We start from the raw sequence: 26,910 nt of genomic DNA, 5'->3' as shown, positions 1-26,910 counted from the left end.
GCAGGGGGAGAAATAATGAATAACAAACACCCAATTACCAATTACCAATTACCAATTACCAATTACCAATTACCAATTACCCATTACCCATTACCAATTACCCAATGACAAATAACAAATGACAAATGACAAATAAAGCTTGGTTATCAAAATTGCGACAACACCGCGCGATCGCAGTTATTCGTGCGTCAAAGATGGAATTAGCAAGGCAAATGGCTTTGACAGCTGCATCTGGGGGAATGCAACTGATTGAGATTACTTGGAATAGCGATCGCGCTGGGCAATTAATTAGCCAACTTCGTGCAGAATTACCCAACTGTACAATTGGTACTGGTACGCTATTTAACGTCCAGCAGTTACAACAAGCGATCGCCTGTGGTGCAGAGTTTCTTTTTGCGCCTCATGTAGATATAGCAATGATTCAAGCTGCTTTAGAGCAAAATATACCGATTATTCCCGGGGCTTTGTCACCTACAGAAATTGTTACCGCTTGGAATCATGGTGCTAGTTGTGTAAAAGTTTTCCCAGTAGATGCGGTAGGAGGCGCGAGTTATATTAAAAGCCTGCAAGGGCCTCTTGGAGCAATTCCCCTCATTCCTACTGGCGGAGTGACTTTAGACAACGCCAAAGAATTTTTACAAGCAGGTGCGATCGCTGTTGGTTTAAGTAGTCAATTATTCCCCCAACATTTAGTTACACAAAATAATTGGTCAGTAATTTGTCAGCAGATGCAAAGATTAATACAGCAATTAGGGTACTTTAGGGTAGAAGCAGATAATTTTCCCTAAACACCATAATTAAGTATATTTACGATGAAAAATAAAAATCATCATCGATGGATACACCGCTTACCCATATTTATGACTGGTGTAGCACTCAGTTTGATTGTGGCAAATCCTGGAATTTGTGAAGTTACCCCCAAAGCCAAAGATGATACCGTTACGCAAACAATCGAGACACTAAAACAATCAGATCAACGCTGGATTCAAATTAATCTTTCTAAGCAACGGCTAATAGCTTGGGAAGGTAAAACACCTATTTATGCGATCGTGATTTCTACGGGTAAAAAGTCTACACCTACTCGTATTGGCTCGTTTAAAATTCAATCCAAACACAAATCTACGAGGATGCGTGGTAGAAATTACGATGTTCCAGATGTACCTTATACCATGTATTATCAAGGTAGTTACGGGATTCACGGTGCTTATTGGCATAATAAGTTCGGCACGCCAGTTAGCCACGGCTGTATAAATGTTGCGCCAAATCATGCTAAGTGGTTATTTAATTGGGCATCAGTAGGAACTCCCGTATTTATTCATAAATAGCGAGTTTCATTGCAATTAAACACCAGCCTCAAACAATATTCTGAAGAGATTTTCATATCAAAATTCCCTGGGAATCTCTGGAATAGAAACACGTGACATTGAAGTAAAATATAGAGGATAAGACTGATAAACTCATTCCTAAAGCAGGATGTAAATCTAAAACAATCCTGTATTACATCTTAGAGCAAGCACTATTAATAATCAGGGTGGAAATGCAATATATAGTAGTGTCGATTTTCCTAAAATCGCTTGTGTTTAAAGTCTATTATCCCAACCTAAAAAAATATACTTTTTAATTTCATAATTTAGAGTGATTAGAAACTGCACAAATACAATTATTTTGTGTAGCAATACCCTGAGCATATATTGCGTATTTTCTTAATTAATATTTAATTGAGTTTAGCTATACTATGCGTTGAGAAGCGCTTAATTAAGATGCTAAACAAGATTAGTATTTGTAGCCAGCGAACAGATTTAATAACTATTTTTCTATCCGTAGTGAAATTATCTGCATGATATATCTATATATGAATTAATTCAAATATGATATGTCACTCATTAATTCTTTCTATAAAAATAAAATTTCCGACTGATGAATCAAATCAGCAATTAGGAAATTATCGTTTTAACCAATATTTAATCTTCTGATCGGTCTATACAAAATCAATATATCTCTGCCAAAAGGACATTGTGCCAGAAATGCGGAAAGATTCAAGGTTAAAGAAGCAAAATTTAGCAGACGAAGAGAAGGTGAAACTTTATGCAAACCAAAATTCGCATGAGTGGGTTAAATCGTTCAAGTAATTGCTGTACAAGTTTATTGTTGATATTGGCAACTTTATTATCTTGGTCGTCACCGGTTAATATTGACTCCAAATTTGCTCAAGCCAGCGCTGCTGCAATAGATAATCAGCAAAAAGTATCTCAACCTCAACCAAAATCCCCCACCCGTAGGATTGAAATTGACTTATCCGAGCAACGCTTATTGGCTTGGGAAGGTAAAAATTTAGTTTACTCATTCCGTATTTCTACAGGTAAACGCGCAACCCCCACACCCAAAGGTAAGTTTACAATTAATTCTAAGTATCGCTTTAACCGAATGCAGGGCGAAGACTACGACATTCCTGATGTCCCTTATGCTATGTATTTCTATGAGGGCTATGCTATTCATGGCGCTTACTGGCATAACAATTTCGGGACTCCAGTTAGCCACGGTTGTGTAAATTTGCGAGTTAAGCAGGCGCGTCAATTGTACAACTGGGCAAAAGTTGGGACTTTAGTAGTAGTACATAAATAGATAGTCATCGACAAAGGAGCGATCGCAGTTTATATGCGGCGTAGCTCATTCTCATCTAAAATCTGTCTTGAAAAGTTTGCTCAACGGGGGGAACCCTCCTACCCTGCGGGAACGCTTTCAGCGAACGGATTCACCACTTTGCTTATGCCGGGAAACCCGTCCACCGCAAGTGGTTCACCGCACGCAACTTTTCGCAGAATCTCAAGTCTAAAACTGGCAGTGTAAGGTTATGGCAAAAGGTGACAGAATTAATTTTTCTACCCCTAGCGGGTTTCCGGAGTTTCTTCCTAGCGAAAAACGCCTGGAAGTATATTTACTAGATATCATCCGCAGAGTTTTTGAAAGTTACGGGTTCACGCCCATCGAAACCCCGGCTGTAGAACGCTTAGAAGTGCTACAGGCAAAAGGTAATCAGGGTGATAACATTATTTATGGTATCGACCCCATCCTGCCACCAAACCGTCAAGCAGAAAGAGACAAAGCAGGCGAAACTGGTTCTGAAGCTAGGGCTTTAAAATTCGATCAAACAGTTCCACTAGCAGCATACATTGCCCGCCACCTCAACGAATTAACCTTTCCCTTTGCACGCTACCAAATGGATGTTGTGTTTCGGGGTGAACGCGCCAAAGATGGACGGTTCCGCCAATTTCGCCAATGTGATATTGATGTGGTGGCTCGCAGTCAACTCAGCTTGCTTTATGATGCTCAGATGCCTGCAATTATTACCGAGATATTTGAAGCCATCAACATTGGTGATTTTGTCATTCGGATAAATAATCGTAAAATTCTTACAGGATTTTTTCAATCTTTAGGAATAGCTGAAAATCAAATTAAAACTTGTATTAGCATTATTGATGACTTAGAGAAAATTGGTGAAGCCAAAGTCAAACAACAATTAGATAAAGAAGGCATTTCACCAGAGCAAACCCAAAAAATTATTGAATTTATTAACATTAAAGGTAGTGTAGATGAGGTATTAGATAAACTCAAGCACCTTTCACAAAATCTTCCCGATGCCGAGCAATTAAGTCTAGGTGTGAATGAAATCGAAACAGTAATTGCGGGAGTAAGGAATTTAGGTGTTCCCGAAAAACGTTTCTGTATTGATTTATCTATTGCTCGCGGTTTAAATTACTATACTGGCACAGTTTACGAAACAACTCTCATCGGACATGAAGCTTTAGGTAGTATCTGTTCTGGTGGCAGATATGAAGAATTAGTAGGAATGTTTATCGGTGAAAAAATGCCTGGTGTCGGCATTTCTATCGGCTTAACTCGCTTAATTAGCCGTTTACTAAAAGCCGATATTCTAAAGACTCTACCTGCGACACCAGCGCAATTAGTAGTAGTAAATTTGCAAGAAGATTTAATGCCGACTTATTTGCAAGTTTCACAACAGTTACGTCAAGCAGGAATTAACGTAGTTACAAACTTTGAAAAACGCCCTTTAGGTAAACAATTCCAAGCAGCAGACAAGCAAGGAATTAGATTTTGTGTAATTATTGGCGCTGACGAAGCAGCAGCACAAAAATCATCGCTAAAAGATTTGCAAACAGGTGAGCAAATAGAAGTAGCGTTAGCAGATTTAGCTGCAGAAGTGAAACGCAGACTTCAGTAGTGATTTAATTGGGAAAAGAAAAGTAGAAAAAGTCTTTTTCCCAATAAACAACAATTAATTTAATAAGTTTTTTAAAAGATAGTTAACTTTTTATCTTTGGTTATGCTCAATATTTGACACTAAATTATCAAATTTTAACTTTGCTTACATAAAAATAAAAAAAGCGATCGCATCCTCGAATTGTTACTCAGTAATGCGATTATCTACATAATTGTTTAATTTTTAGCCAGCGAAGAATTACTGACCAGTACAGTTCAGCGGAAATAAACCACCCATTCCAAATCAACGAAACCCTTACGGCGTATTCATTTTGAATTTTGAATTTTGAATTTTGAATTTTGAATTTTGAATTTTGAATTTTGAATTCCGCCTTGCGGTACTAGTATCCTGATTTTTAGGTAAGTATTGCTCAAATGCTGTAAATAAAAGGCTTGGCAGCGTGACTTCCATCCTAGAAGAAATACCAGTTCTGGTTTTTCATGAATGAGATTGGGTGGTATTGATGCGTTAGAAGTAATGTCTCGGATAACGAAATTATGTTCAGACCTAATAGACTGAAGAAAATGCTCCAAACCGATTCTCAACCAATCGGTTGCTGGATTTTCTTCTCAGATGCTGACTCAATCGAACTGCTTTCTATGTGTGGTTTCGATGCCTTTATCATCGACCATGAACATGGTGCTATGGACATGAGCGTCTTAGTAGAGCAACTCCGCGCCGCCCAGGCAACAGATGTTACCTGTATTTTGCGTGTACCTTCACACGATCCAGTCTATATCAAGCGAGCCTTGGACATGGGTGTGGAAGGTATACTTGTACCGACGGTAGAATCAGCAGATGAAGCGCAAGCAATTGTTGCCGCGACTCGCTATCGACCTCATGGCGGACACCGAGGTATTGGTTATCTGGAGAGCCGAGCAGCCAACTGGGGTTTGGCAGCGCCAGATTATCCTGCCAATTATCGAGAGAACCTATTTATAGCCGTTATCGTCGAAACTCGTCGGGGTTTTGAGAATGTTAAGGAAATTGCCGCAGTTGACGGGATCGATATGGTATTTTTAGGGCCAGGCGATTTGACAGCAGACATCGCGGATGATTTTCCTGCACTGACCAAGCTTGGAGATAATTCAGAACTTAATAGGCTGATGGCGGAAGCTGAAGCGATAATCCGCTCCACTTCCGATTGTTGGCTTGGGGGCATCAGTCTCAATGCTGCCGGGGGTCGCGCACTGTTCGCTAAAGGCTATGATTTTGTGACACCTGCTGCTGATGGCTGGATGCTGTCCGATGCGGCGCGTTCGGTTGTCACTGGTATGAGAGGTTAAAAACTGCCGTTCTCAAGTGAAACGAGGCTGATTTTTAGTTTAAAAAGTTTGGAGCTACTTACATGGCAAAGACTCGTGAAGTCATTATTCCCAAAGGCATGGAAATTTTATATGAAAAGTATCACTACTGTCCAGGCATTAAGGTAGGCAATACTTTATATATTTCAGGACAAGTGGGACGCGATGAAAATTTACAGGTAGTAGAGGGAGTAGAAGCCCAATTTGTCCAGACTTTTGAGAATGTGAAAAAAGTACTGACAGCAGCAGGAGCGACTTTTGATGATGTGGTAGAGATGATTACTTACCATGTGACAGGAGTTAATCTCGGTAATTTGCAAGTTCCGCCTGCAGATGCTTCAGAACAGCGGTTTACCATTCCCCACCTGCCACTGTTTATGCAAGTAAAAGACCGCTATTTCACTAATAACTTTCCTACTTGGACAGGATTTGGCATCAGTGCTTTATCTACACCAGGACTAATTGTAGAAATTAAGTGTACAGCAGTTTTAGAGGATGTTTGAACTATTCCGAATCATTGAGAAATGGGATTAATACCTGCGCTACTTCTTCTGCTATTTGATTCATCATACAAATTGTGCCTTGTTCAAATTCTACGACTTTGCCATGAGGAATTGCTTGAGACAGAAAATAGCGATCGCCTGCTTTTGCTAAACTCAGTTTTTCAAATTCTTTGACATCATCCATTCCCCAGATAATCAAAGTTGGACACTTGATGGCACGAAATCTTTCTGGCGCATCCAGACAGTAATTGCCTACAGCCCAAACTGCATATAAAGGATGACCAAAACATTTTAAATCGTCTAAAACCCAACGGTGATTTAATTCAGCAGAGCCGACATATCGAGAACGGGCTAACCATCTTTTCATCAGGTGAGAGCCATCTTCTTTGATTTTAAAACCTTCCTCATACAGCCTAAATAGCTCTGCTTGTCCTCCTTCACCAAAACCAGCTACGTTACCTAAGATTAATTTGTCAACGCGATCGCTATAACTCGCAGCTATTTCTCCAGAAACAAAAGCGCCAGTATGGTTTCCCATAATGCTGGTTTTTTCTATACCTAATTCATCTAAAAGTGCGATCGCTGTTTTCGCATAGTCAGCGATTGTATACATTCTGGGTGGCTTATCCGAATCACCAAAGCCCATCAAATCCATTGCGATGACTCGTCTATGTTCAGCCAGGAGTGGCATCAGTTCGCGATATTCATCACTACTACGGGGATTCATGTGCAGTAGCAGAATGGGTTCACCTTCGCCACCAATGCGATAAAGAATCTGTCCGTCTTCAGTATCTAAAAAAGCTCGTTTAATCTTTTGTGTCATGATTTTTGAGCGATCGCAGTTAAATTTCTTTTTAGGTGGGCATCGCCCACCCTTGTATATTAAAAGAACTGGTATTAGTTAACAGTTGCCTGTAGCTTTTCTGTAACAGCAGGTCGCGGCGGCATCTTGAGAATCTCACGCGCCTGTGCTGGCGTTGCCACTTCCCGACCGAGTGTATGCGCCATCTTCGCAACCATCTCGACTAATTCACCGTGGTGCGGCTTGCCAAAGCGAGTGTAAGCATAATCTCCCAGCCCAATTGCAACGTGTCCCCCAAGGGTAATTGCCCAGGATGCTACCCTCATCACATCTCCATTCCAACAAAGTACCAACCACTGGTTACCCGCAGGCACCTCAGCTATAAAAGCCTGCAAACCCGGTAAAGTCACCGCAGCGCCAGCCGGCATTACTTCCCCAGTAAAGACAAACTCCCACAGCGTTTCTTTGGGCAGCAGTCCCATTTCCTGAAAGCAACGTGCTGTTCGCATTTGCCCTACGTCCCAACAAACTGAACTCACATAGATATTGTGTTTTTTGAATACTTCCAGCACCGCCTTGAGGTTTTCACGAGTATTAACATATACCTGATCGTAGGTGGTGAACTGTTTTGCCTGGGGATTCCAGAAGTCTACGTTGAGCGATCCAAAATCCACGGGTGCCATGTCAACCCGCAGCACTGGATCATCATTCACTGCCAAGATGTGCCGGACGCGATCCTCTACCTGATTCTGTGTAATGTAGCCCAGGGTCGGATGGATGATGAGATCCGTCTGTTCACGAATTCCCTGTATCACTTCGAGATAAAGTTCAACATCGTTACGTGGTGTCCCACTCTCTGGATCTCGTCCGTGCCAATGAAAAATTGAAGCCCCTGCTTCCCAAGCACGAACTGCTTCGCGGATGATCTCTTTTGGAGAGTAAGGTAAAGCAGGATTGTCCTCGCGATTGGTGATTTCGTTACAACGACACTCGATAATCAATGGTAATTCGTTGTTCATCGTCTTCCTTTCAGTAGGTAGGCAAATTTATTTATATATTTAATTGACAGTTATATTTTGGTTCTCTGCTCTCCCTCTATGCAAAAATGCTTAATTAATTTTGCACAATTACTGACTGATTTTCCCAAAAATCAACTACTTTTAATACGTATTCGGAAATTTGATTGCAAGTTCCAAGAGTGCCATAGGGTACTTAATAAAACTAAATCTTTCTTTGATGGATGATGGCTGCTGGTTTAGTATCCGAGTTGATTAGAAATTTATTATAGAGATATACAGTATTTTCAGATACACTTGGAGATGCCTAATGACAATACCAAGTAATTTTTTGAGTATTCTTTGGGGATTGGTGATTTCCGTTATTGTACCACTTGCTGTTTTTACACAGATTGAAACCATTGCAGTATCAGCTGAACCCGTACCAAATAATTCTGCTAATACCCAATCCAAAAAAGTCGTTGCACGTATTTGGCATGGTACAACTCCGACATCGAAAGCAGATGAATACTATACTTATTTGGTAGAAGCAGGAATAAAAAAAATCGAGTCAATTCCTGGTAATTTGGGGACGCAAGTCCTGCGCCGCAATAATGGCAATAATACAGAATTTACGGTGATTTCTTACTGGGAATCACGAGATGCAATTCGTAAGTTTGCTGGTAACGACATTGAAAAAGTCAGACCTCTTCCAAGAGATAATGAATATCTCATCAACCCTGAAACCACAGTTAAACACTTTGATGTCATGATCGACGATCGCAAATAATTTTAGGTCGTTACATTAGCAATGTCAGTCGTTGCATTAACAATGTCAACCGATACATTAACAATGTCAGCCGTTACATTAACAATGTCAGCCGTTACATTAACAATGTCAGCCGTTACATTAACAATGTCAACCGATACATTAACAATGTCAACCGTTACATTAGCAATGCTGATGAAGCAACTTGTGTGTACACCGTAGCCCCGCAAGCAGGGCGGGGATGTTTATTGGATATTCTGGCTGTAGACAATACTGGGGTGGGGTAAGACGGATCTTGATTAGCCGATGATTAATTTTGCAGAAAATCGACTACCCATTTTAATATTTCTGTTGACATTTGATTTACCATCCACAGGTTTCCGCCTTCTAATTCGACACTTTGACTATGAGAAATTACTTCCTTGAGCCAAGATTGATTTTCTGCTTTGGCTAAACCAGCTTTTTCTAATGGTTCTAATGCCTTATTTCCCGACATAATCAAAGTGGGACAGTTAATTAAACGAAATCTTTCTGGAGCCGAAAGACAATAATTTGCTACTGCAACACCAGGATATATAGTAGAATCGAAAGATTTTAAATCATCTAAAACACAACGGTGATTTAACTCTCCTGTGCCAACATAATTAACACGAGATAGCCATCTTGCCATCAAATGAGAGCCATCTTCTTGCACTTGATATCCCTGAGAATATCGCTGGAGAATGTTGTTTTGTTCTGCTGCATCAAATCCAACTACATTACAGAGAATGAGTTTTTCCACTCTTTCTGGATAGGCGGCTGCAACTTCTCCAGCAATATAACCTCCTGTCAGACTACCGAAAATGCTGGCTTTTTTTATACCTAACTCGTCCAAAAGTGCGATCGCATTTTTGGCATAGTCTGCAACTGCATAAACTCTGGGCGGTTTGTCAGAATCACCTAACCCCATTAAATCCATTGCAATGACTAAGTTCGTAGCTGCCAAACTCGGCATCAATTCTTTAAATTCATCACTACTGCGGGGAGTCATGTGCAGTAAAAGTATCGCTTCACCTTCGCCACCGATACGGTAAAGAATTTGTCCATCTTCTGTATCTAAAAAGGCTCTTTTGATACGTTGGCTCATTTTTTATACTCCCTAGATTACCAATTCAGGACGATACAATTAAGAGGATGTTTGAAAAGTCTGTAGTAGTGTATAAAATATTTTTTACCCCACCCTAGCCCTCCCCTTAGAAAGGGGAGCCACTGCGTTGCGGGGGTTCCCACGGCAGTCCGCTCAAGTCGGGAAACCCGCCCACGCGGCTGCCTCCCCGTTGTAGCAAGTGGCGTGAGGGAACTGGATTTTCCGGTCTCCCCCCTTGACAAGGCAGGGCTGTTTCATTCCCTAAAACACGTAAAATAGCAAGTGTTGAGGGGAAAAAATATGGGTGCAGATCTGATTGAACAATTAAAGCAAGTGGAAGATTTTAGAACGACTGATGGACGAAGACATCCACTGTGGCTGGTGTTGCTATTTGTCATAATGGGAACAATGAATGGATACGTGGGATATCGGGGATGGGGGGATTTCGTCAAAAGGCATAGTCGAGTATTAATAAATAAATTTGGCATTCAAAAACATGGGGTTCCCTCATATTCAACAATCCGACGTATAGTCATGGGAGTGGATTTCGATAAACTGGCTCATAAATTTAATGAATGGGCAAAAAATTATGTGGATTTAGAGGTATCACAATGGTGTGCTATAGACGGCAAAAGTATTAAGGGTACAGTACAAAACTATAGTTCATCTCATCAGAATTTTGTGAGCATAGTATCAGTATTTGCTGGAAAAAAAGGGCTGGTTATCGGGATGGAGAAATTTGAGAACCAGCATAAAAGCGAAATTCAAGTTGTACAAGAGTTAGTCACAGCATTGGGTCTAGAAGGTGTGGTCTTGAGCTTTGATTCCTTACATTGTCAAAAAAAACTTGTCAAATAATTATCGAGGGCGGTAATGATTATGTCATTGCTGTTAAAGATAATCAGCCCAAACTACATAGTCATATTCAACGTATTGCTGCTACAAAAAAACCTACTTCTCGTATAGTTGAGACCGAAAAAACTAGAGATAGATGTACAACACGTACTGTAGAAGTCTTTCATGATATCAATGGAATTGACCCGTTATGGACTGGAATAAAATCTTTAGTCAGGGTCGAAAGAATTGGTACGAGAAAGGGTAAGAAATATCATGAAATTGTTTGTTATATTAGCAGTCTGATCGCCAGCGCCAAGGAATTTGCTCTCGGTATTCGTGGTCATTGGGGTATCGAAAACTGCCTTCACTGGGTGAAAGACGTTGTTTTCAAAGAGGATTGTTCTACAATCCGTCTTGGCAACGCTCCTGCTAATCTTTCCATTATCAGAGCGATCGCACTCAATATTCTTCGTCGCAATGGTTATCATTCCATCACAATTGCTCACAGATTTCTCTCTCATGATATTGACAAACTCCTTCATCTTGTGGAATGAAACAGCCCTGCCTTGACAAGGGGGGATTAAGGGGGGTAACAGTGCAATTAAAATCACAGGGAAAAACTTTTCAAACAACCTCTAAGCATTTAAGCCGCTATGGGCACGTTTTAAATAACGTCCAGTAGGCGAACCTAAAACTTGACCATTGTTGTAAATCAAATTTCCTCGTAAAAAGGTACTCTTAACCTTACCAGTTAACTCTGCGCCTTCAAAAGGTGTATAACCTTGTTGTGACTCCGACTCAGCCGCACGTACCACAAAAGTTTCATTAGGATTTACTAATACTAAATCAGCATCATAACCAATAGCAATATCCCCTTTTTCTAACAAGCCAAAACGCCTTGATGGGTTCCAAGATAGCAACTTAGCCATGTGATTGTAAGACATTCCTCGCTTACTACCTTCACTGACAACACCAGAAAGTAAATATTCTGTACCGCCAAAACCAGATTTAGCTAACCAAATATTATTTGGGTCTTTCGCACTGCGTTTTTGTTCAGCAGAACAGCAAGCATGATCGCTAACTATCCAATCTACTTGATGATTTAGTACTGCTTGCCATAAGTATTCGACATCAGCACGGGGACGAATTGGCGGGTTAACTTTTGCCCAAGTCCCATTAGGAGTATCAACATCTAATAGTAAATGTCCTACAGTAACTTCGCGCCGAAAATTAATATGAGGAAAAGCAGTTTGCATAGTTAAAGCTGCTTCCATTGCTTTACGGGAACTGAGATGTAATAAATTGATATTTGCACAGTTTGTTTCATGTGCTAAATATGAAGCCATGCAAATTGCTAAACCTTCGGAATGCGGCGGACGGGCTGCACTGTAAGCTTTCAATCCACTCAAGCTAGAATCATTTTCAACTATTTTGGTATAGGCATTGAGAATTTCTGCAACTTCACAATGCAAACTTAAACTAATACTATCTCGCGCTGCTGGATGTGCTTCCATTAAGCGAGTGAGACCGCGCATAATAAATTCAAAATGGGCGAAGTCATAGCGTTCCTCTTTATTAATCATTAAGAAGAGATTTTGCTGGTCTGATAAACCATGCAAACCATAACCGCCATAAAACATGAATATTTTAAACGAAGATACTCCATATTCTTCATATAATAGCGGGATTTCTTCGATATGCTGTTGAGCTATTGGTGCAATGTGATAACTGTAATCAACAAAAAAATTACCTGCGGATAATGCCAATACTTCTGGAAAAAAATCTTTGTAAGAGCCACCTTTATTGAGATAATACTGCCCTGTGCGAATGTAATTTAGGCTAGTAGTTACGCCACCCATTGCCGCAGCTTTACTCTCTGTTACAGCATCTTGTTCTAGAGGTTGATAGATCCCAATGTGCATATGGGCATCTACAACCCCAGGAAATCCTAGTAAATTTTGGGCATCAAATACTTGTTGGCTTTTATCTGGACTAATATTTGGTGCAATCTCGACAAATTTACCATCTTTAATTCCTAAATCTAGTAGTTCGACAGTATCATTATGAGGACGAACTACCCACACATTTTTGATAATTAAATCTAATAATAAAGCTTCAGACACAGTAGACCTCAAATTTAAATTAGTACAGTACCCAAAGTTTTAATGTTCAAAGTTGATATCAATACAGAGGATGTTATTGCATTCAATTATTCTACAATTTAAGTTCTATAACACTGTTTTATTAATAAATTAATGGGAATACATCAACCTTTGTTAAGCAATGTAAAAATTTAGGAATCATTTTTCGTCAGGACTTCAGACCCGTGAAAATAAGCTAAGTAGAGAAATCTCTCTGTAAATTTAGTTACTTGCTGTGATTAGTACTGGTTTGATGGGCAAACTTAACTGAGAAGTTATCAAAGAGTTAGGTTTTGCTGATGAACATGGTGGTTGATGGCACGGTAGCGATCGCTGGTTACTCAATTACAAAACCAATTTATGCGAGTACGCTAACACTGGTATATCAAGCTAACCGCAACATAGACAAAATGCCAGTTGTCATCAAACTGATGCGGAGTGAATACCCCAGCTTTAAGGAAATTGTTCAATTCCATAACCAGTACACCATCACCAAAAACTTAGACTTACCCGGAATTGTCAAAATTTATAGTCTGGAAGCATATCGCAATGGTTATGCCCTGATCATGGAAGATATGGGGGGCATTTCTCTCCAAGACTGGATAATGCAAAAACAAGGTGATATTATCCATGATTTCCTCAGTGTTGCTATGCAAATTGCTACTCATTTAGAAGCAATTCATCGTCACAGAGTCATCCACAAAGATATTAAACCTAGCAATATTCTCATTAATCCCCAAACCCATCAGGTAAAACTAATTGATTTTAGTGTTGCTTCTCTGTTATCAAAAGAAACCCCCCAACTACAAAATCCCCATATTTTAGAAGGAACTCTGGCATATATTTCTCCCGAACAAACTGGCAGAATGAATCGGGGCATAGATTACCGCAGTGATTTTTATGCTTTGGGTGTGACTTTTTACGAACTGTTAACAGGAAGATTACCATTTTCATCTGTCGAGCCGATGGAGTTGGTACACTCACATATTGCCAAAATCGCCCCTGATGTTCATACTATTAATCCATCTATTCCTCTGGTTATTTCTAATATTATTGCGAAATTAATGGCAAAAAATGCCGAAGATAGATATCAGAATGCGGCAGGATTAAAATATGATTTAGAACTTTGTTTAACTCAGTATCAAAAAACCAAAAATATAGTTGAATTTTCCTTAGGTAGTCGAGATATTGATGAGCATTTCTTGATTCCTGAACAATTATATGGACGTACCAGCGAAGTTGAGATATTACTACAAGCATTTGACAGAGTGAGTAATGGTGCCACAGAAATGCTACTCGTTGCAGGTTGTTCGGGAATTGGTAAAACTGCTGTTATTAATGAAGTCCATAAACCAATTGTGCGGCAACGGGGACACTTTATTAAAGGTAAATACAACCAATTTCAACGAGATATTCCTTTTTTGGCATTTGTACAAGCTTTCCAAGATTTGATCAGCCAAATTCTCAGTGACAGCGATGCCCAAATACAACTTTGGCGCAGCAAAATTCTCTCGGCTCTAGGTGATAATGGGCAAGTAATTATTGATGTGATTCCGGAATTAGAAAACATTATCGGTAAACAACCACCTGTGACGGAATTATCTGGTAACTCTGCTCAAATTCGGTTTAATTTATTATTCCAAAACTTTACGCAAGTATTCACCACTCAAGCACATCCTTTAGTAATATTTTTAGATGATTTACAATGGGCAGATTTAGCATCACTTAAACTCCTAGAAATATTGATGAATGATGCTGGCAGTCTATTGGTGATTGGTTCTTATCGAGATGATGAAATTTTACATACTCATCCGTTGCTGTTAACGTTGCAAGAAATTAAAAAAAACGGGTCAATAGTTAACACAATTACCTTAAATAATCTCTCTCAATCAGATATTAATAATTTAGTGGCTGATACATTGAGTTGTGATGAGATTGTGGCTCAACCACTTACTGAATTAATTTATCAAAAAACTCAAGGTAATCCTTTTTTTGCAACGCAATTTCTGAAATTTTTATTCGACGAAAAGCTAATTACGTTTGATAACAATGCCAGATATTGGCAATGTGATATTGCTCAGGTAAAAGTAGTTGCCATGATTGATAATGTAGTGGAATTCATGGCAATGCAATTGCAGAAATTACCACCAGCAACTCAAGATGTGCTGAAATTGGCAGCTTGCATTGGCACTCAATTTGATTTAAACACATTAGCGATCGCAGCTGCGCGATCGCCTGCAGCTACGGCTGTTGATTTGTGGAAAGCACTACAGGATGGATTGTTGCTTCCCACTAGTGAAATCTATAAGTTCTTTACTGATGCGGATGATTTACCAACATCCGTTACCCCATCAGCAGTTAACCCGACTTATAAATTTTTACACGATCGCGTCCATGAAGCTGCCTATTCCTTAATTCCCGATGATCGTAAACAATCTACTCACCTGAGAATCGGGCAATTACTACTACAGCATATACCTACCTCAGAGCAGGAAGCCAGGATTTTTGATATTGTCAATCATCTTAATCGTGGTGTCGAGGTAATTAGCACCACCGCACAGCGTCAAGAACTCATCCTGCTTAACTTCATGGCTGGGAAAAAAGCCAGAACTGCTACTGCTTATGGGGCGGCTGTTAACTATTTTGCGATCGCAAAAAGTTTGTTACCTGCTAATCACTGGCAAAGGCAATATCATCTGAGTTTAGATATTTATCATGCTGCAGCGGAAGTTGCTTATCTCAGTGGCGATATTCTGCAAATGGAACAACTGATCGATGTCATTTTCCAAAATGCTGAATCTTTACTAGATACAATCAAAGCTTACGAAATTAGACTCAATAGCTTTACTAGCAATCATCAACCAACAAAATCAGTCGCAATGGGGTTAGAGGCGCTGAAACATTTAGGAGTCAAATTTCCCCAAAAACCCACAAAATTACAGATAATTTTAGCTTGGCTGCCAATCAAGCTAGCTTTAGGGCGTAAATCTCCCCAGGATGTGCTCGCATTACCTCCCATGCAAAACCCTACCGCTTTAGCAAAGATGTCTTTGTTAAGCAGTATCGTCACAGCTAGCTATATGTGCGAACCCAATTTATACCCACTAATTATTTTGAAACAGCTGGAACTGTCAATAAGTTATGGCAATTCCGCTTTTGTCGCCCCAGGCTACACCGCCTATGGGTTTATTCTATGTATGATGGGTGATATAGAAACTGGGTATCAATTTGGCGAACTGGGTTTAAGGCTGACGGAAACCGGTTTAGGTAAGCAATTTCGCACAGAAGTATTATTTATCTTCTCTAATATGATTCGGATTTGGAAAGATCCACTAGCTGCAACCCTAGAGACTTCATTGCAGGGTTATCAAACAGGGCTAGAGACAGGCAAACTTGAGTATGCGAGTTATAACGCGGCTGGTTACTGTGCGGCGTTGCTGCATTCTGGTGAACAGTTGGATAGAGTTTTAGCAGAATTTGCTAAATACAGTCAATCACTGCAACAACTGCACCAAGACAAAGCCCTGACATACCATCTCATAGCGCAACAATTGGTGTTGAACTTGATGGGAAAATCCGCAGATCCTTGTTGTTTGGTGGGTGAGGTGTATGATGAAATTGCCATGCAACAGAAATATTTAGCAGCCCAAGAAGCCAATTCCCTTTCTCGTCTTTATACCTTGAAAACTTGGCTAGGAGTATTATTTGGGCAAGAACAGCAGGCGGTGGAAAATGCGAGATTAGCCGAAAAATGGATTGCTGGATCGCAGGGAACCTTGCTCACATCCCTATTTTGCTTTTATCAAGCGCTAGCGAAACTCAGTATTTATCCTACAGCATCGAAATCGGCTCAAGCCAAGATTTTGCAGCAGGTAAATCAAAACCTCAAGCAGCTGCGAAAATGGGCAGATTATGCACCCATGACTTATTTACATAAATGGTGTTTAGTCACAGCCGAGAAACATCGGGTATTAGGAAAAATGTCTGCGGCGATGGAGATGTATGATCGCGCGATCGCCCTAGCGAAGGAAAACCAATTTCTCCACGAAGAAGCGATCGCTTGTGAATTGGCGGCTAAATTTTATCTCAATTGGGGTAAAGCTAAAGTCGCTCAAGTCTATATGATTGATGCTTACTACGCTTATTCCCGTTGGGGTGCAGTGGCTAAACTCAATGATTTAGAAAAGCGCTACCCACAACTTTTGCCAACCATCCGCCAACAGTCAACCAATGCGACAAGTTTCCCAGATTTCAAAAAGCAAGCCGCTACATTATATAATTCTGCAACTTTGTTAGATTTAAGAACTATTCTCAAAGCTTCTCAAACCCTTTCTAGCCAAATGGAACTGGAGAAATTACTAACGGCGCTACTGCAAATTTTGATTGAAAATGCTGGCGCTGATAAAGCTGTGCTTTTACTACCACAAAGTGATCAATGGTTAATAGCAGGTGTTTCTCAACTGCAACAACACACAACTATTTTGCAATCTCTACCTCTAGAGAACAGTGAAACCGTACCAATTTCCCTGATTAATTCGGTAAAAAATACTCGGAAATCGGCAGTTATTGATCGTGCTATCGATCATCCCACATTTGCGGTTGACCCCTACATTCTCCATCACCGCCCCCAGAGTATTTTGTGTACTCCGATTTTCCATCAAGGCAAATTGATTGGGATTTTATATCTAGAAAATAACTTAACAGTTGGGGCATTTACAGGCGATCGCGTTGAACTTTTGAATCTCCTGTGCGCCCAAGTCGCTATTTCCCTAGAAAATGCTCGTCTGTATCAAGAATCACAAAATTACGCCCAACAGTTAGAGCGATCGCTGCAACAATTGCAACAAGCCCAAAAAGAATTACTGCACAGCACCCAAGCCTTACAGAGTACTCAAAATCAGTTGCAAAAATTGGCGGAAAACGCCCCAGGGATGATTTATCAATTCCGTCTCGCTGTGGATGGTTCAGCATCGTTTTCTTATGTAAGTTCTGGTTGCTATGAACTGTTTGGCTTACACCCAGAGGAAATCACAGACGCAGATGTACTGTTTGGGATGACATATCCAGAGGAACGTCAGAGCATTAAACAATCGATTATAGATTCAGCCGCTAATTTAACACCTTGGCAATGGGAAGGCAGATTTTTAGTAGCTGGTAAAGAAAAATGGACACAAGCTGCTTCCCGCCCAGAAATGCAAGCTGATGGTGCGATTGTTTGGGATGGAGTGTTGATAGATATTAGCGCCAACAAATTCGCTGAAGCCGCCTTACGCGAATCAGAAATTCAATTACGCCAAAAAGCTGAAGATTTAGAGAAAGCGCTTTACGAACTCCAACAGACTCAAACCCAACTGGTGCAAAGTGAAAAAATGTCTGCATTGGGTAATCTTGTCGCTGGTGTCGCCCATGAAATCAATAACCCGATAGGATTCCTCGGTGGCAATATCGATTATGCATTGGACTATATCAAGGATTTGTTTGGCTTGATTGATTTATATCAACAGGAATATAGCAATTCCAGTACTGCTATTGCACGTCAAATTAAAGCTATCGACCTCAACTATATCCGCAAAGACTTACCGAAGATGCTGGCTTCTATGCAAGATGCTGTGAATCGCATTTGTGATATCAGTAATAGCCTGAGAACTTTTTCCCGTGCAGATAGCGATCGCCCCATTACTTTTAATATACATGACGGCATCAACAGTACTCTGTTGATTCTCAAACATCGCCTCAAAGCCTCAAAATCTCGCCCCGCTATTGAAGTGATTAAAAACTATGGTGAAATTCCTCAAATTAAATGTTATCCGGGACAACTCAACCAAGTATTTATGAATTTATTAGTTAATGCCATTGATGCTTTAGAGGAAGCAAATATCGGTCGCAGTTTTGCAGAAATTCAAGCTCATCCTAATTACATCACTATTACTACTAGTTTAACTGAAAATTTGCAACAGGTAATTATTAGTATTCAAGATAATGGTCATGGGATGACAGCAGAAGTAAAACAAAAGATTTTTAAGCAATTATTTACTACTAAACCTGTAGGTAAAGGTACAGGTTTAGGGTTAGCAATTGCTCGTCAAATTATTGTCGAGAAACATGGAGGCACAATCAATGTAAATTCTTCACCAAAGAAAGGAGCCGAGTTTATGATCAGTCTGCCAATAGAGTCATCATCTGATGATTTTTGACTATTGGTTACAGATGTGATTAATCGCCTCTATTCGAGTTGTAACTATATTTTTAACTAGGAAATAAAAATGCTAAAAGTTGTTGTTGGACATAGTGAAGATCCCGATTCCCAAGATGCGATTACAGAAGTTTTAGAACATTGTATCAACGATTTAGATGGTGTAATTCCTCAAGCAGGCATCTTATTTGCTGCTATTGATTTCGATCATGCTTTAATCGTTAAAGAAATTAACCAAGCCTTTCCCAAAATTGAATTGATTGGTTGCACTACCGATGGCGAAGTGTCCTCAGGCTTAGGATTTCAACAAGATTCTTTAACACTCATGCTTTTTTACTCTGACAATGTAGAAATTCGTGCGGGTGTGGGGTATGGTGCAAAAGGTAACCCTTTAGAGGCGGCTAAACAAGCTGTACAACAAGCAACTCAAAAATGTACTAATAGTGCGAAATTATGTATTACTGTTCCAGCTAGTTATATAGAAGATGGTTCCACAACTAATGGCGAGTTAATTCTGCAAGGATTAAAACTAGCCTTAGGTTCAGAAATGCCAATTTTAGGCGGTACAGCAGGCGATCAATTTAGGTTTACCAAAACCTATCAATTTTTCTGCAACGAAGTACTAACCGATTCCCTACCAGTTTTAATCTTTTCTGGAGATATCAAATTTTCCTATGGAATTGGTTGTGGCTGGGAACCCATTGGAAGTAAAAGCATTGTTACCAAATCTCACGAAACCGTCCTCTACGAGATTGAAGGTATTACAGCACTAGCATATTATGAGCGCTATTTAGGCGATCGCCCTCCGACTGCGGAGCATCCTTTAGCTGTGTATGAAGGAGAGAGCGATCGCTATTATATGCGAGTACCTAATACTTACGATGTAGAAACTGGTAGCATAAATTTTCTTGGTAATGTTCCAGAACAAGCCACGGTTCAAGTTACAGATATTAGTAGAGACGATGTAATTGCAGCCTCAGAAACATCATTTAAAAATGCTTTAGCAAATTATCCCGGAACGCAACCAGAAGCAGTTTTATTATTTTCTTGTTGCTGTCGTCGTTGGCTTTTAGGAACCAGAGCCAAAGAAGAATATCAACTCGTAAAAAATGCACTGCGTGCAGAAGTACCCATTTGTGGATTCTACACCTACGGTGAATTTGCACCCTTAGAACCTCATGGTTCTTCTTACTATCACCAAGAAACTTTTGTGACTTTGCTTCTAGGAACAAAGTAGAGGCTTATGGAAACCACAGACAATGAGAGCAGACTTAAAGAGTTAGAAAAAACAGTTCGGATTCTGAGAAAAAAGTTAGAGCGTTCAGAAGCCGATAGACAACAATTAGAGAACAATACTGAAGTTAGAGAAAGCGTTCTCAAAAATATGATTCGCGAGTTAGAAGAATCACAAACTGCTTTGAAGCACAGAGGTGATGAGCTAGAAACTGCTCTCAAAAATCTCGAAGCTTTACAAATGAAACTCATAGAATCAGAGAAAATGTCTGCTCTCGGCGTTCTGGTGGCTGGAATTGCTCACGAAATTAATAACCCAGTCAGTTTTATTTACGGGAATTTAACTTATGCTTATGAATATTTTCAAGACTTATTCAAACTAATTGCGCTTTATCAAAAATATTACCCTGAACCAGAGGTAGAAATTAAACGAGAAATTCAAGTCATTGAATTTGATTTCCTCAAGCAAGATGCAGAAAAACTATTTCGCTCTATGAATGTAGGAGCCGAGCGCATTTGCGAAATCGTGAAGTCACTCCGTACTTTTTCTCGTTTAGATGAAGCAGAATTTAAATCAGTAGATATTCATGAGGGAATTGATAGCACCTTAGTGATTTTAAACAGTCGTCTCAAAGCATCAGCAGATAATTATTTTGGTATTGAAGTTATTAAAAACTACGAAAATTTGCCATTAATCAAGTGCTACGCTGGGCACATGAATCAGGTATTTATGAACTTGATTACCAATGCAATTGATGCTTTAGAAGATGCTTTACTAAAACAAAAGAAAGCTAATATAGAACAGGAAGTAACTAAGCGGCTACAAATACATATTACTACTAAAATTATTGATAAATCTTGGGTGGAAATTCGGATTGCTGATAATGGGATAGGAATGGACGAGAAAGTGCGAAATAAAGTATTTGACCCATTTTTTACCACCAAAGCAGTAGGCAAAGGTACAGGTTTAGGTTTATCAATTAGTTACCAAATTGTGAACGAACTGCACGGTGGTAAACTAGAATGCTATTCACAACCATGTGTAGGTACAGAATTTGTAATTCAAATCCCAATTCGAGATAATTAATGGGCGCAACTTTTGCCGGAAAGACTCTATAAGCAGCTGCAGCCCAATGCATTGAGCATCAATTCATCTGGCGATAGTTAACAAAAATTAGAATTGCACAAATGCTCAAAAGAGAAAACAGAACTTTCCAAGAGAGAATTTTGAATCCCGCCTGGCGATACTAGTTTGTAGAGTAAATGTTTGGTGACTAACTCCCAATGCATAGGTGTCATCCATCAATAGAGGGAAGCACTTCTATAATTGATTTTCTACTATGGTGAAGGCTAATCATTGGCTGAGTCCGTCTGAAAAGAAAAAAGAATTCACCAATTATAAGTAAGTATTAAGCACAGATCTAAAGCTGCAAACCCTGTTTAAATCTGGCTTGATAAGAGGCAGGGGGAACGGGGAACGGGGCAGGGGGAAAGGTACAAACCTTGCCCCTTGTGGGCAAAAGCCCCCTTGCTCCTTTTTCTCCCTTGGTTGAAGCCCCAACGCCAGTTCTCTCAAGTCGGCGGAGCCGCCCACGAGACTGGCTCCCCCTTGTGGGTGGTTTTTCTCCCCTGCTAAGAGCTCCCCTGCTTCTTCACTTATTGGGAATTGGTACGAGTTCTAGGAGCTATCTCAAATACAATCAGGAATTAGGATTTTTATGACTGAGCAGCAACAGGTTAATGAAAACACCAAAAATGAAGCTCTACAACCCTATCGTAAAGATGCAGACGAGAAACTCACAAGTAATCAAGGTGTAAAAATTAACGATACCGACAATACGCTCAAAGTAGGAACACGCGGCCCTTCGTTAAAAGAAGATTTCCACTTTCAAGAAAAGCTGACACACTTTGATCGAGAACGCATTCCAGAACGAGTGGTTCATGCGCGGGGATCGGGTGCTCATGGCTATTTCCAGCCTTACGAATCAATGGCAGAGTTTACTAAAGCTAAATTCTTGCAAGATCCAGCAATCAAAACACCCGTCTTTGTTCGCTTCTCAACAGTAGGCGGCTCGCGGGGTTCAGCGGACACCGTGCGGGATGTACGAGGGTTTTCGGTAAAATTCTATACTGAAGATGGCAACTATGATTTAGTTGGGAACAACATTCCAGTATTCTTTATTCAAGACGCGATTAAGTTTCCTGATATAGTTCATGCGATCAAGCCAGAACCGGATCATGAGATGCCGCAAGCTTCAACAGCCCATCCAAGTTTTTGGGACTTCATCTCACTAATTCCCGAATCAACCCATATGATTATGTGGATTTTGAGCGATCGCACTCTCCCGAGAAACTTCCGCATGATGCAGGGATTTGGCGTACATACTTTCCGTTGGGTGAATGCACAAGGTAAATCTCGGTTTGTGAAATACCATTGGAAGCCGCTTTTAGGAGTACATTCCAATGTCTTTGACGAAGCACAGAAACTCGCTGGTAAAGACCCCGACTTTCATCGCCGCGATTTGTGGGATTCTATCGACATGGGTGATTACCCAGAATACGAACTCGGTGTGCAAATCATTGAAGAAGCAGACGAGCACAAATTCGATTTTGATATTTTGGATGCAACCAAAATCATTCCTGAAGAATTAGTTCCTGTCCGTCCCGTCGGCAAAATGGTTCTTAACCGCAACCCAGATAATTTCTTTGCAGAAACCGAGCAGGTAGCTTTTCAACCCTCCAACGTCGTCCCAGGAATTGACTTTAGCGACGATCCACTCTTGCAAGGTCGGCTATTCTCTTACCACGATACGCAACTACATCGCTTAGGCAGTCCAAACTTTGCCCATTTGCCAATTAATCGTCCGGTTTGTCCGTTCCACAACAATCAACAAGATGGGCGGATGCAAATGGAAATTAAGACTAGCCGCGTCAACTACTCGCCTAATTCATTGGGTGAAAATCGTCCAGAGGTGAGTACAGCAGCGGAAGGTGGATATGTGCATTATCCGGAGCGTGTAGAAGGGCATAAAGTCCGCGATCGCAGCCCTAGCTTTAAAGAGCACTTTAGCCAAGCCACTCTATTCTGGAACAGCCTTTCACCTGTGGAGAAGGAACACTTAATAGAGGCGGCTCATTTTGAATTAGGCAAAGTTGGCGATCAAGGAGTGCGCGAACGGATGGTTGATCGCTTCAACCATGTGGATCATGAATTAGCCAAACGAGTTGCCCAAGGCATCGGAGTCGCTGCACCAAGCGCAGTGACAGTCAAAAATCACGGACAAAGTTCCGAAGCACTAAGCCAAAACAATACGACGAAAACTGCTAAAGGTCGGAAAGTGGCAATTTTGGCAGCAGATGGAGTAGATGCTGCTCAGATTATGGCTATCAAGCAAGCCTTGAAAGACGTTGGTGCAATGGCAGAAGTTGTATCCAAGTTCAAAGGCAAAATTAAAAGTGCAGATGGTCAAGAAATTGAAGTGGACAAGACCTTCTTAACAAGTGCCTCACCGATGTTTGATGCGATTTATGTACCTGGCGGTGCAAAAAGTCTGGAAGCTTTGAAGATGAATGGCGAAGCTGTGCATTTCATCAATGAAGCCTTTAAGCATTGCAAACCAATCGCTGCCACAGGGGAAGGTGTTGATTTACTCAAAGCTGCTGAGCTTCCAGGAGTAAAACTATCTGACTCGTCGTTAAAAGACGATCAAGGCGTAGTGACTGCTCTTAGTGCCGATGCGAATGAGATTGCCAAGTCATTTATCAATGCGATCGCTCAACATCGTCACTGGAATCGTGCCCATAAGGATCAAGTACCTGCTTAATTAATCAGGCTCAGGGTGTTGGTGGGTGAATTACTCAATATCCTACTCGTGAATAAATTACGAGTGGGATATTGGCTAATTCAACTTTCGATCAAGATGTCAACGTTATTCAAACGCAAGTTTGGTTTTCAGACCACTTCAGAAATATTTGTAAAAACTAAAATAAAGGAAACAAAGATGCTATATCGAGAACTTGGTAGTACTGGAGAGAGAGTTTCTGCAATTGGATTGGGAGGATGGCATCTCAGCTTGAAACACGTAGATGAGCAGTTGGCAATACGGCTTGTTCGTACAGCAATTGATCGGGGCATCACCTTCATGGATAACAGTTGGGACTATAACGGAGGTGAGAGTGAAATTCGCATGGGGAAAGCGCTCCATGATGGCTATCGAGACAAAGTGTTTCTGATGACAAAAATTGACGGACGCTCTAAAAAAGAAGCTACTAAACAGCTCGATGAATCCTTAAAACGCTTACAAGTCGATTGCATTGACCTGGTACAACATCACGAAATCCTGCGATTTGATGATCCGCATCGGGTTTTTGATGAAGAGGGAGCAAATGCGGCGCTAGTTGCAGCACAAGCAGCTGGAAAGCTCCGCTACATTGGCTTTACGGGGCACAAAGACCCCGAAATTCATCTGCATATGCTCCAAGTCGCAGACAATTACGGCTTTAAATTTGCTACAGCTCAGATGCCATTAAATGTGATGGACGCACACTATCGGAGTTTCGCCAAGCTGGTTGTACCAGAACTAGTCAAACGAAACATCGGTATTTTGGGAATGAAAAGTATGGCGAATGGGATTCTGCTCAAGTCCAAGACGGTAACGCCGATTGAATGTCTCCACTATGCGCTGAATCTACCCACCTCAGTGGTAATTACAGGAATCGACAATATGGAGATTCTCGACCAAGCATTCAAAGCTGTAGACACATTTCAACCGATGACAGAGGAGCAGGTGCAAACATTGTTAGCTAAAACCGCAGACGCTGGATCTCGCGGCGAGTTTGAACCTTTCAAGACTTCATCCATTTTCGACGGTACTGCCAAAAATCCCGATTGGCTGGGAGATGAACCAAAACGCCTCCAGCAATTAATGTCAGCGTGAGCAGTATATTGTTCTAGTTATACCATTTTGAAAAAAGAACGCGACAGATGGGTCGGTAGGGGCACGGCATCCACAATCTTTTGGCATATCAAATTATCTTACTGGTGCCGTGCCCTTACGCTAATCAAAATGCTGAGTGTAAATAGTAATAGTGATTTAATAAAAGCCTGATTAAGCTATTTGAAATTTTTAAATGTTGCGCTAATTAATCATAAAAAGAATAAAACAAATAAAATAGGGGCAAATCTCTGTGCCCCTAAATAATCATTGATATGTTTTCAAGATGTTTCACATTGGTAATGGTTGGTGGATTGCACGATTCCTTAAATACCAACTATTTACCTTTTAATGAAAATTTCTATGTGCGATTGTTCCACTGTTGCGCTGCATCTTCTACAGCTTTTTCTACTGTTTTTTGGTCTAACATTGCTGCTTGCAGATTCTCATAAATTGCCTTCTGCAACTTATTAAAATCCTTCAGAGTCGGTGTTAAGATTTCTGCCTGTTGTAGTTGTTGAGCGCTAATTACCCTTGCTTTGTCTACTGTTGTCGCACTAGTAGGAACATCTTTAAAGTAGCTATCAGACAGTGATTTTACGGTAGATGGCAAAACATTAGCAGCTTTAGCAAAAGCTAATTGGTTTTGATCGTTAGTGACAAACAGAGCAAATTTCACTGCAGCATCTGCGTACTTGCTGTCTTTAGGGATCACTAAGTTCATCACAGCCACATTCTTTTTACCAGTATCACCTGTAATTTGAGGTGCGATCGCAGAGGCTTGAGCAATTTTTGGGGCATTATTGGCGATCGTTTTCAGAAATTCAGGGCCGGAAGCTAAAAATGCTGTTTCTCCAGCTTGGTATAAATCTATTGCATGGCGATGTCCTTGAGTTAAAACCTCTTTTGGAAGTAACCCTTTTTTATATAAATCTACCCAATACTGAAAAGCTGCTTTACCTTGCGGTGAGTTAAAAGCTGCTTTACCTTCGGAATCTACTAAGGTGACTCCCATTTGCACAAATGATTCCAAAACTTCTCCGGAATCTTGCGGAACAAAAGTTACAAAAAAGGCATATTTCCCTGTTTTATCTTTAATTTGTTGTGCCACTTGCCCTAATTCTGCGTAAGTATTCGGTGTTTTGTTGATACCTGCCTGTTTTAATAAATCAGTGTTATAAATAGTTAGCCGGGTAGTGAGGTACCAGGGAATACCAAAACTTTTACCATTGAGTGTGCTAGCTTTCCAAATATTTGGCAGATAGGATGAACGTACTTCATTTGGGACTTTTGTATCTAAATCTAACCAGGCATTTCGGCCTGCAAGTTGAGACGCGAAATCCGGATTGAGGTTCACAACATCAGGTGGCGTTTTTGCTGAGACAGCTGTTAAGATTTTGTTCTCCATTGCTGCCCAAGGTATATCGACCCAGTTAATCTTTATACCTTTGTTTTGTGATTCAAAATTTGCAATCAGGTTCTGAAAGTAACCATTAAATTGAGGTTGGAGTTGCATTGTCCAAAACTCAATCGTTGTTGCTCCCCCAGCAGCCTGTTTTGTTCCCGTGCCAACATTTCCTGTACTACAACTGACTATCCAACTAGTCAATAAACCGAGCAGTACACAAACAGTCAATCGCCTGAATTTTGAAGTTTTAAACATTTTACTAGTATATTTACGCTTGCTTTGAGTGAAAAGCTTATGCAGAATTGTCGAGATTATAGGCTAAATCAATTACCTAGTACCAAGAACGTTTTTTAGCATCATTTAACTTATCAATTTAGTAGTGCAAC

The 26,910-nt window shown here is 40.4% G+C and carries 17 protein-coding genes and 1 pseudogene; 13 read left to right on the top strand and 5 right to left on the bottom strand.

Going from position 1 to position 26,910, the window contains the following annotated elements; translation table 11 throughout:
• The first annotated feature begins 125 nt into the window (after nt 1-125).
• The 6 genes from AACU25_RS13350 to AACU25_RS13325 all read left to right on the top strand — a co-directional run bounded on the left by AACU25_RS13350 (nt 126) and on the right by AACU25_RS13325 (nt 6,086).
• Nucleotides 126-788, top strand: coding sequence for a bifunctional 4-hydroxy-2-oxoglutarate aldolase/2-dehydro-3-deoxy-phosphogluconate aldolase (locus AACU25_RS13350; RefSeq protein WP_096576359.1), 663 nt, complete (start codon nt 126-128; stop codon nt 786-788).
• Nucleotides 789-812: 24 nt separating this feature from the next.
• Nucleotides 813-1,325, top strand: a complete 513-nt coding sequence (locus AACU25_RS13345) for a L,D-transpeptidase (RefSeq protein ID WP_096576357.1) — start codon at nt 813-815, stop codon at nt 1,323-1,325.
• Between the two features lie 760 nt (nt 1,326-2,085).
• Nucleotides 2,086-2,622, top strand: a complete 537-nt coding sequence (locus tag AACU25_RS13340) for a L,D-transpeptidase (protein WP_096576355.1) — start codon at nt 2,086-2,088, stop codon at nt 2,620-2,622.
• A gap of 229 nt (nt 2,623-2,851) precedes the next feature.
• Nucleotides 2,852-4,240: a histidine--tRNA ligase gene (hisS, locus tag AACU25_RS13335; protein WP_096576353.1), complete on the top strand. Its 1,389-nt coding sequence runs from the start codon at nt 2,852-2,854 to the stop codon at nt 4,238-4,240.
• Nucleotides 4,241-4,776: 536 nt separating this feature from the next.
• Entirely contained in the window at nt 4,777-5,565 is a 789-nt protein-coding gene (locus AACU25_RS13330; RefSeq protein WP_096576351.1) for an HpcH/HpaI aldolase family protein, read from the top strand.
• Nucleotides 5,566-5,627: 62 nt separating this feature from the next.
• Nucleotides 5,628-6,086 (top strand): RidA family protein, encoded by a 459-nt coding sequence (locus tag AACU25_RS13325; RefSeq protein WP_096576349.1) that lies wholly within the window; start codon nt 5,628-5,630, stop codon nt 6,084-6,086.
• Nucleotide 6,087: 1 nt separating this feature from the next.
• Here the strand turns inward: AACU25_RS13325 and AACU25_RS13320 are convergent, their stop codons facing one another.
• Both AACU25_RS13320 and AACU25_RS13315 read right to left on the bottom strand, forming a co-directional pair.
• Nucleotides 6,088-6,909 (bottom strand): alpha/beta fold hydrolase, encoded by an 822-nt coding sequence (locus tag AACU25_RS13320; protein ID WP_096576347.1) that lies wholly within the window; start codon nt 6,907-6,909, stop codon nt 6,088-6,090.
• Between the two features lie 74 nt (nt 6,910-6,983).
• On the bottom strand, nt 6,984-7,907 hold the full coding sequence (locus AACU25_RS13315; RefSeq protein ID WP_096576345.1) for a beta-keto acid cleavage family enzyme: 924 nt from the start codon (nt 7,905-7,907) through the stop codon (nt 6,984-6,986).
• A gap of 307 nt (nt 7,908-8,214) precedes the next feature.
• Between AACU25_RS13315 and AACU25_RS13310 the strand changes: the two genes are divergently transcribed.
• A complete protein-coding gene (locus AACU25_RS13310) occupies nt 8,215-8,673 on the top strand; it encodes an antibiotic biosynthesis monooxygenase family protein (protein ID WP_096576343.1) in 459 nt (152 codons plus the stop codon).
• Between the two features lie 289 nt (nt 8,674-8,962).
• Here the strand turns inward: AACU25_RS13310 and AACU25_RS13305 are convergent, their stop codons facing one another.
• Nucleotides 8,963-9,778: an alpha/beta fold hydrolase gene (locus AACU25_RS13305; RefSeq protein ID WP_096576339.1), complete on the bottom strand. Its 816-nt coding sequence runs from the start codon at nt 9,776-9,778 to the stop codon at nt 8,963-8,965.
• 330 nt (nt 9,779-10,108) lie between these two features.
• On the opposite strand from AACU25_RS13305, the pseudogene AACU25_RS36925 reads away from it, so the two are divergent.
• Nucleotides 10,109-11,169, top strand: a pseudogene (locus AACU25_RS36925) (ISAs1 family transposase); the annotation flags it as partial.
• A gap of 81 nt (nt 11,170-11,250) precedes the next feature.
• Here AACU25_RS36925 and AACU25_RS13290 read toward each other — a convergent pair.
• Complete coding sequence (locus AACU25_RS13290) at nt 11,251-12,738, bottom strand: amidohydrolase family protein (RefSeq protein ID WP_096576337.1); 1,488 nt, start codon at nt 12,736-12,738, stop codon at nt 11,251-11,253.
• A gap of 317 nt (nt 12,739-13,055) precedes the next feature.
• On the opposite strand from AACU25_RS13290, the gene AACU25_RS13285 reads away from it, so the two are divergent.
• From AACU25_RS13285 to AACU25_RS13265, 5 genes are all read left to right on the top strand, one after another.
• Nucleotides 13,056-18,950: an ATP-binding sensor histidine kinase gene (locus AACU25_RS13285; protein WP_096576335.1), complete on the top strand. Its 5,895-nt coding sequence runs from the start codon at nt 13,056-13,058 to the stop codon at nt 18,948-18,950.
• Nucleotides 18,951-19,019: 69 nt separating this feature from the next.
• Nucleotides 19,020-20,186: an FIST signal transduction protein gene (locus AACU25_RS13280; protein WP_096576333.1), complete on the top strand. Its 1,167-nt coding sequence runs from the start codon at nt 19,020-19,022 to the stop codon at nt 20,184-20,186.
• 6 nt (nt 20,187-20,192) lie between these two features.
• On the top strand, nt 20,193-21,269 hold the full coding sequence (locus AACU25_RS13275) for a sensor histidine kinase (RefSeq protein WP_096576331.1): 1,077 nt from the start codon (nt 20,193-20,195) through the stop codon (nt 21,267-21,269).
• A 631-nt stretch (nt 21,270-21,900) separates the two neighbouring features.
• Nucleotides 21,901-24,006, top strand: a complete 2,106-nt coding sequence (locus AACU25_RS13270; RefSeq protein ID WP_096576329.1) for a catalase — start codon at nt 21,901-21,903, stop codon at nt 24,004-24,006.
• Between the two features lie 177 nt (nt 24,007-24,183).
• On the top strand, nt 24,184-25,119 hold the full coding sequence (locus tag AACU25_RS13265) for an aldo/keto reductase (RefSeq protein ID WP_190445972.1): 936 nt from the start codon (nt 24,184-24,186) through the stop codon (nt 25,117-25,119).
• 358 nt (nt 25,120-25,477) lie between these two features.
• Here the strand turns inward: AACU25_RS13265 and AACU25_RS13260 are convergent, their stop codons facing one another.
• On the bottom strand, nt 25,478-26,779 hold the full coding sequence (locus AACU25_RS13260) for an ABC transporter substrate-binding protein (protein WP_096576327.1): 1,302 nt from the start codon (nt 26,777-26,779) through the stop codon (nt 25,478-25,480).
• Nucleotides 26,780-26,910: the final 131 nt, after the last annotated feature.

The sequence above is a fragment of the Tolypothrix tenuis PCC 7101 genome, from assembly GCF_963874875.1.
Classification (GTDB): domain Bacteria; phylum Cyanobacteriota; class Cyanobacteriia; order Cyanobacteriales; family Nostocaceae; genus Aulosira; species Aulosira tenue.
Note: the sequence above shows the minus strand (reverse complement) of the source record. Positions and strands in the feature narration are given on the sequence as shown.

Coding starts and splice junctions, on each gene's coding strand:
- AACU25_RS13265 (WP_190445972.1), top strand. CDS start 24,184: ATGCTATATCGAGAACTTGGTAGTACTGGAGAGAGAGTTTCTGCAATT.
- AACU25_RS13270 (WP_096576329.1), top strand. CDS start 21,901: ATGACTGAGCAGCAACAGGTTAATGAAAACACCAAAAATGAAGCTCTA.
- AACU25_RS13345 (WP_096576357.1), top strand. CDS start 813: ATGAAAAATAAAAATCATCATCGATGGATACACCGCTTACCCATATTT.
- AACU25_RS13350 (WP_096576359.1), top strand. CDS start 126: ATGACAAATAAAGCTTGGTTATCAAAATTGCGACAACACCGCGCGATC.
- AACU25_RS13315 (WP_096576345.1), bottom strand. CDS start 7,907: ATGAACAACGAATTACCATTGATTATCGAGTGTCGTTGTAACGAAATC.
- AACU25_RS13285 (WP_096576335.1), top strand. CDS start 13,056: ATGAACATGGTGGTTGATGGCACGGTAGCGATCGCTGGTTACTCAATT.
- AACU25_RS13260 (WP_096576327.1), bottom strand. CDS start 26,779: ATGTTTAAAACTTCAAAATTCAGGCGATTGACTGTTTGTGTACTGCTC.
- hisS (WP_096576353.1), top strand. CDS start 2,852: ATGGCAAAAGGTGACAGAATTAATTTTTCTACCCCTAGCGGGTTTCCG.
- AACU25_RS13320 (WP_096576347.1), bottom strand. CDS start 6,909: ATGACACAAAAGATTAAACGAGCTTTTTTAGATACTGAAGACGGACAG.
- AACU25_RS13310 (WP_096576343.1), top strand. CDS start 8,215: ATGACAATACCAAGTAATTTTTTGAGTATTCTTTGGGGATTGGTGATT.
- AACU25_RS13340 (WP_096576355.1), top strand. CDS start 2,086: ATGCAAACCAAAATTCGCATGAGTGGGTTAAATCGTTCAAGTAATTGC.
- AACU25_RS13305 (WP_096576339.1), bottom strand. CDS start 9,778: ATGAGCCAACGTATCAAAAGAGCCTTTTTAGATACAGAAGATGGACAA.
- AACU25_RS13330 (WP_096576351.1), top strand. CDS start 4,777: ATGTTCAGACCTAATAGACTGAAGAAAATGCTCCAAACCGATTCTCAA.
- AACU25_RS13280 (WP_096576333.1), top strand. CDS start 19,020: ATGCTAAAAGTTGTTGTTGGACATAGTGAAGATCCCGATTCCCAAGAT.
- AACU25_RS13325 (WP_096576349.1), top strand. CDS start 5,628: ATGGCAAAGACTCGTGAAGTCATTATTCCCAAAGGCATGGAAATTTTA.
- AACU25_RS13275 (WP_096576331.1), top strand. CDS start 20,193: ATGGAAACCACAGACAATGAGAGCAGACTTAAAGAGTTAGAAAAAACA.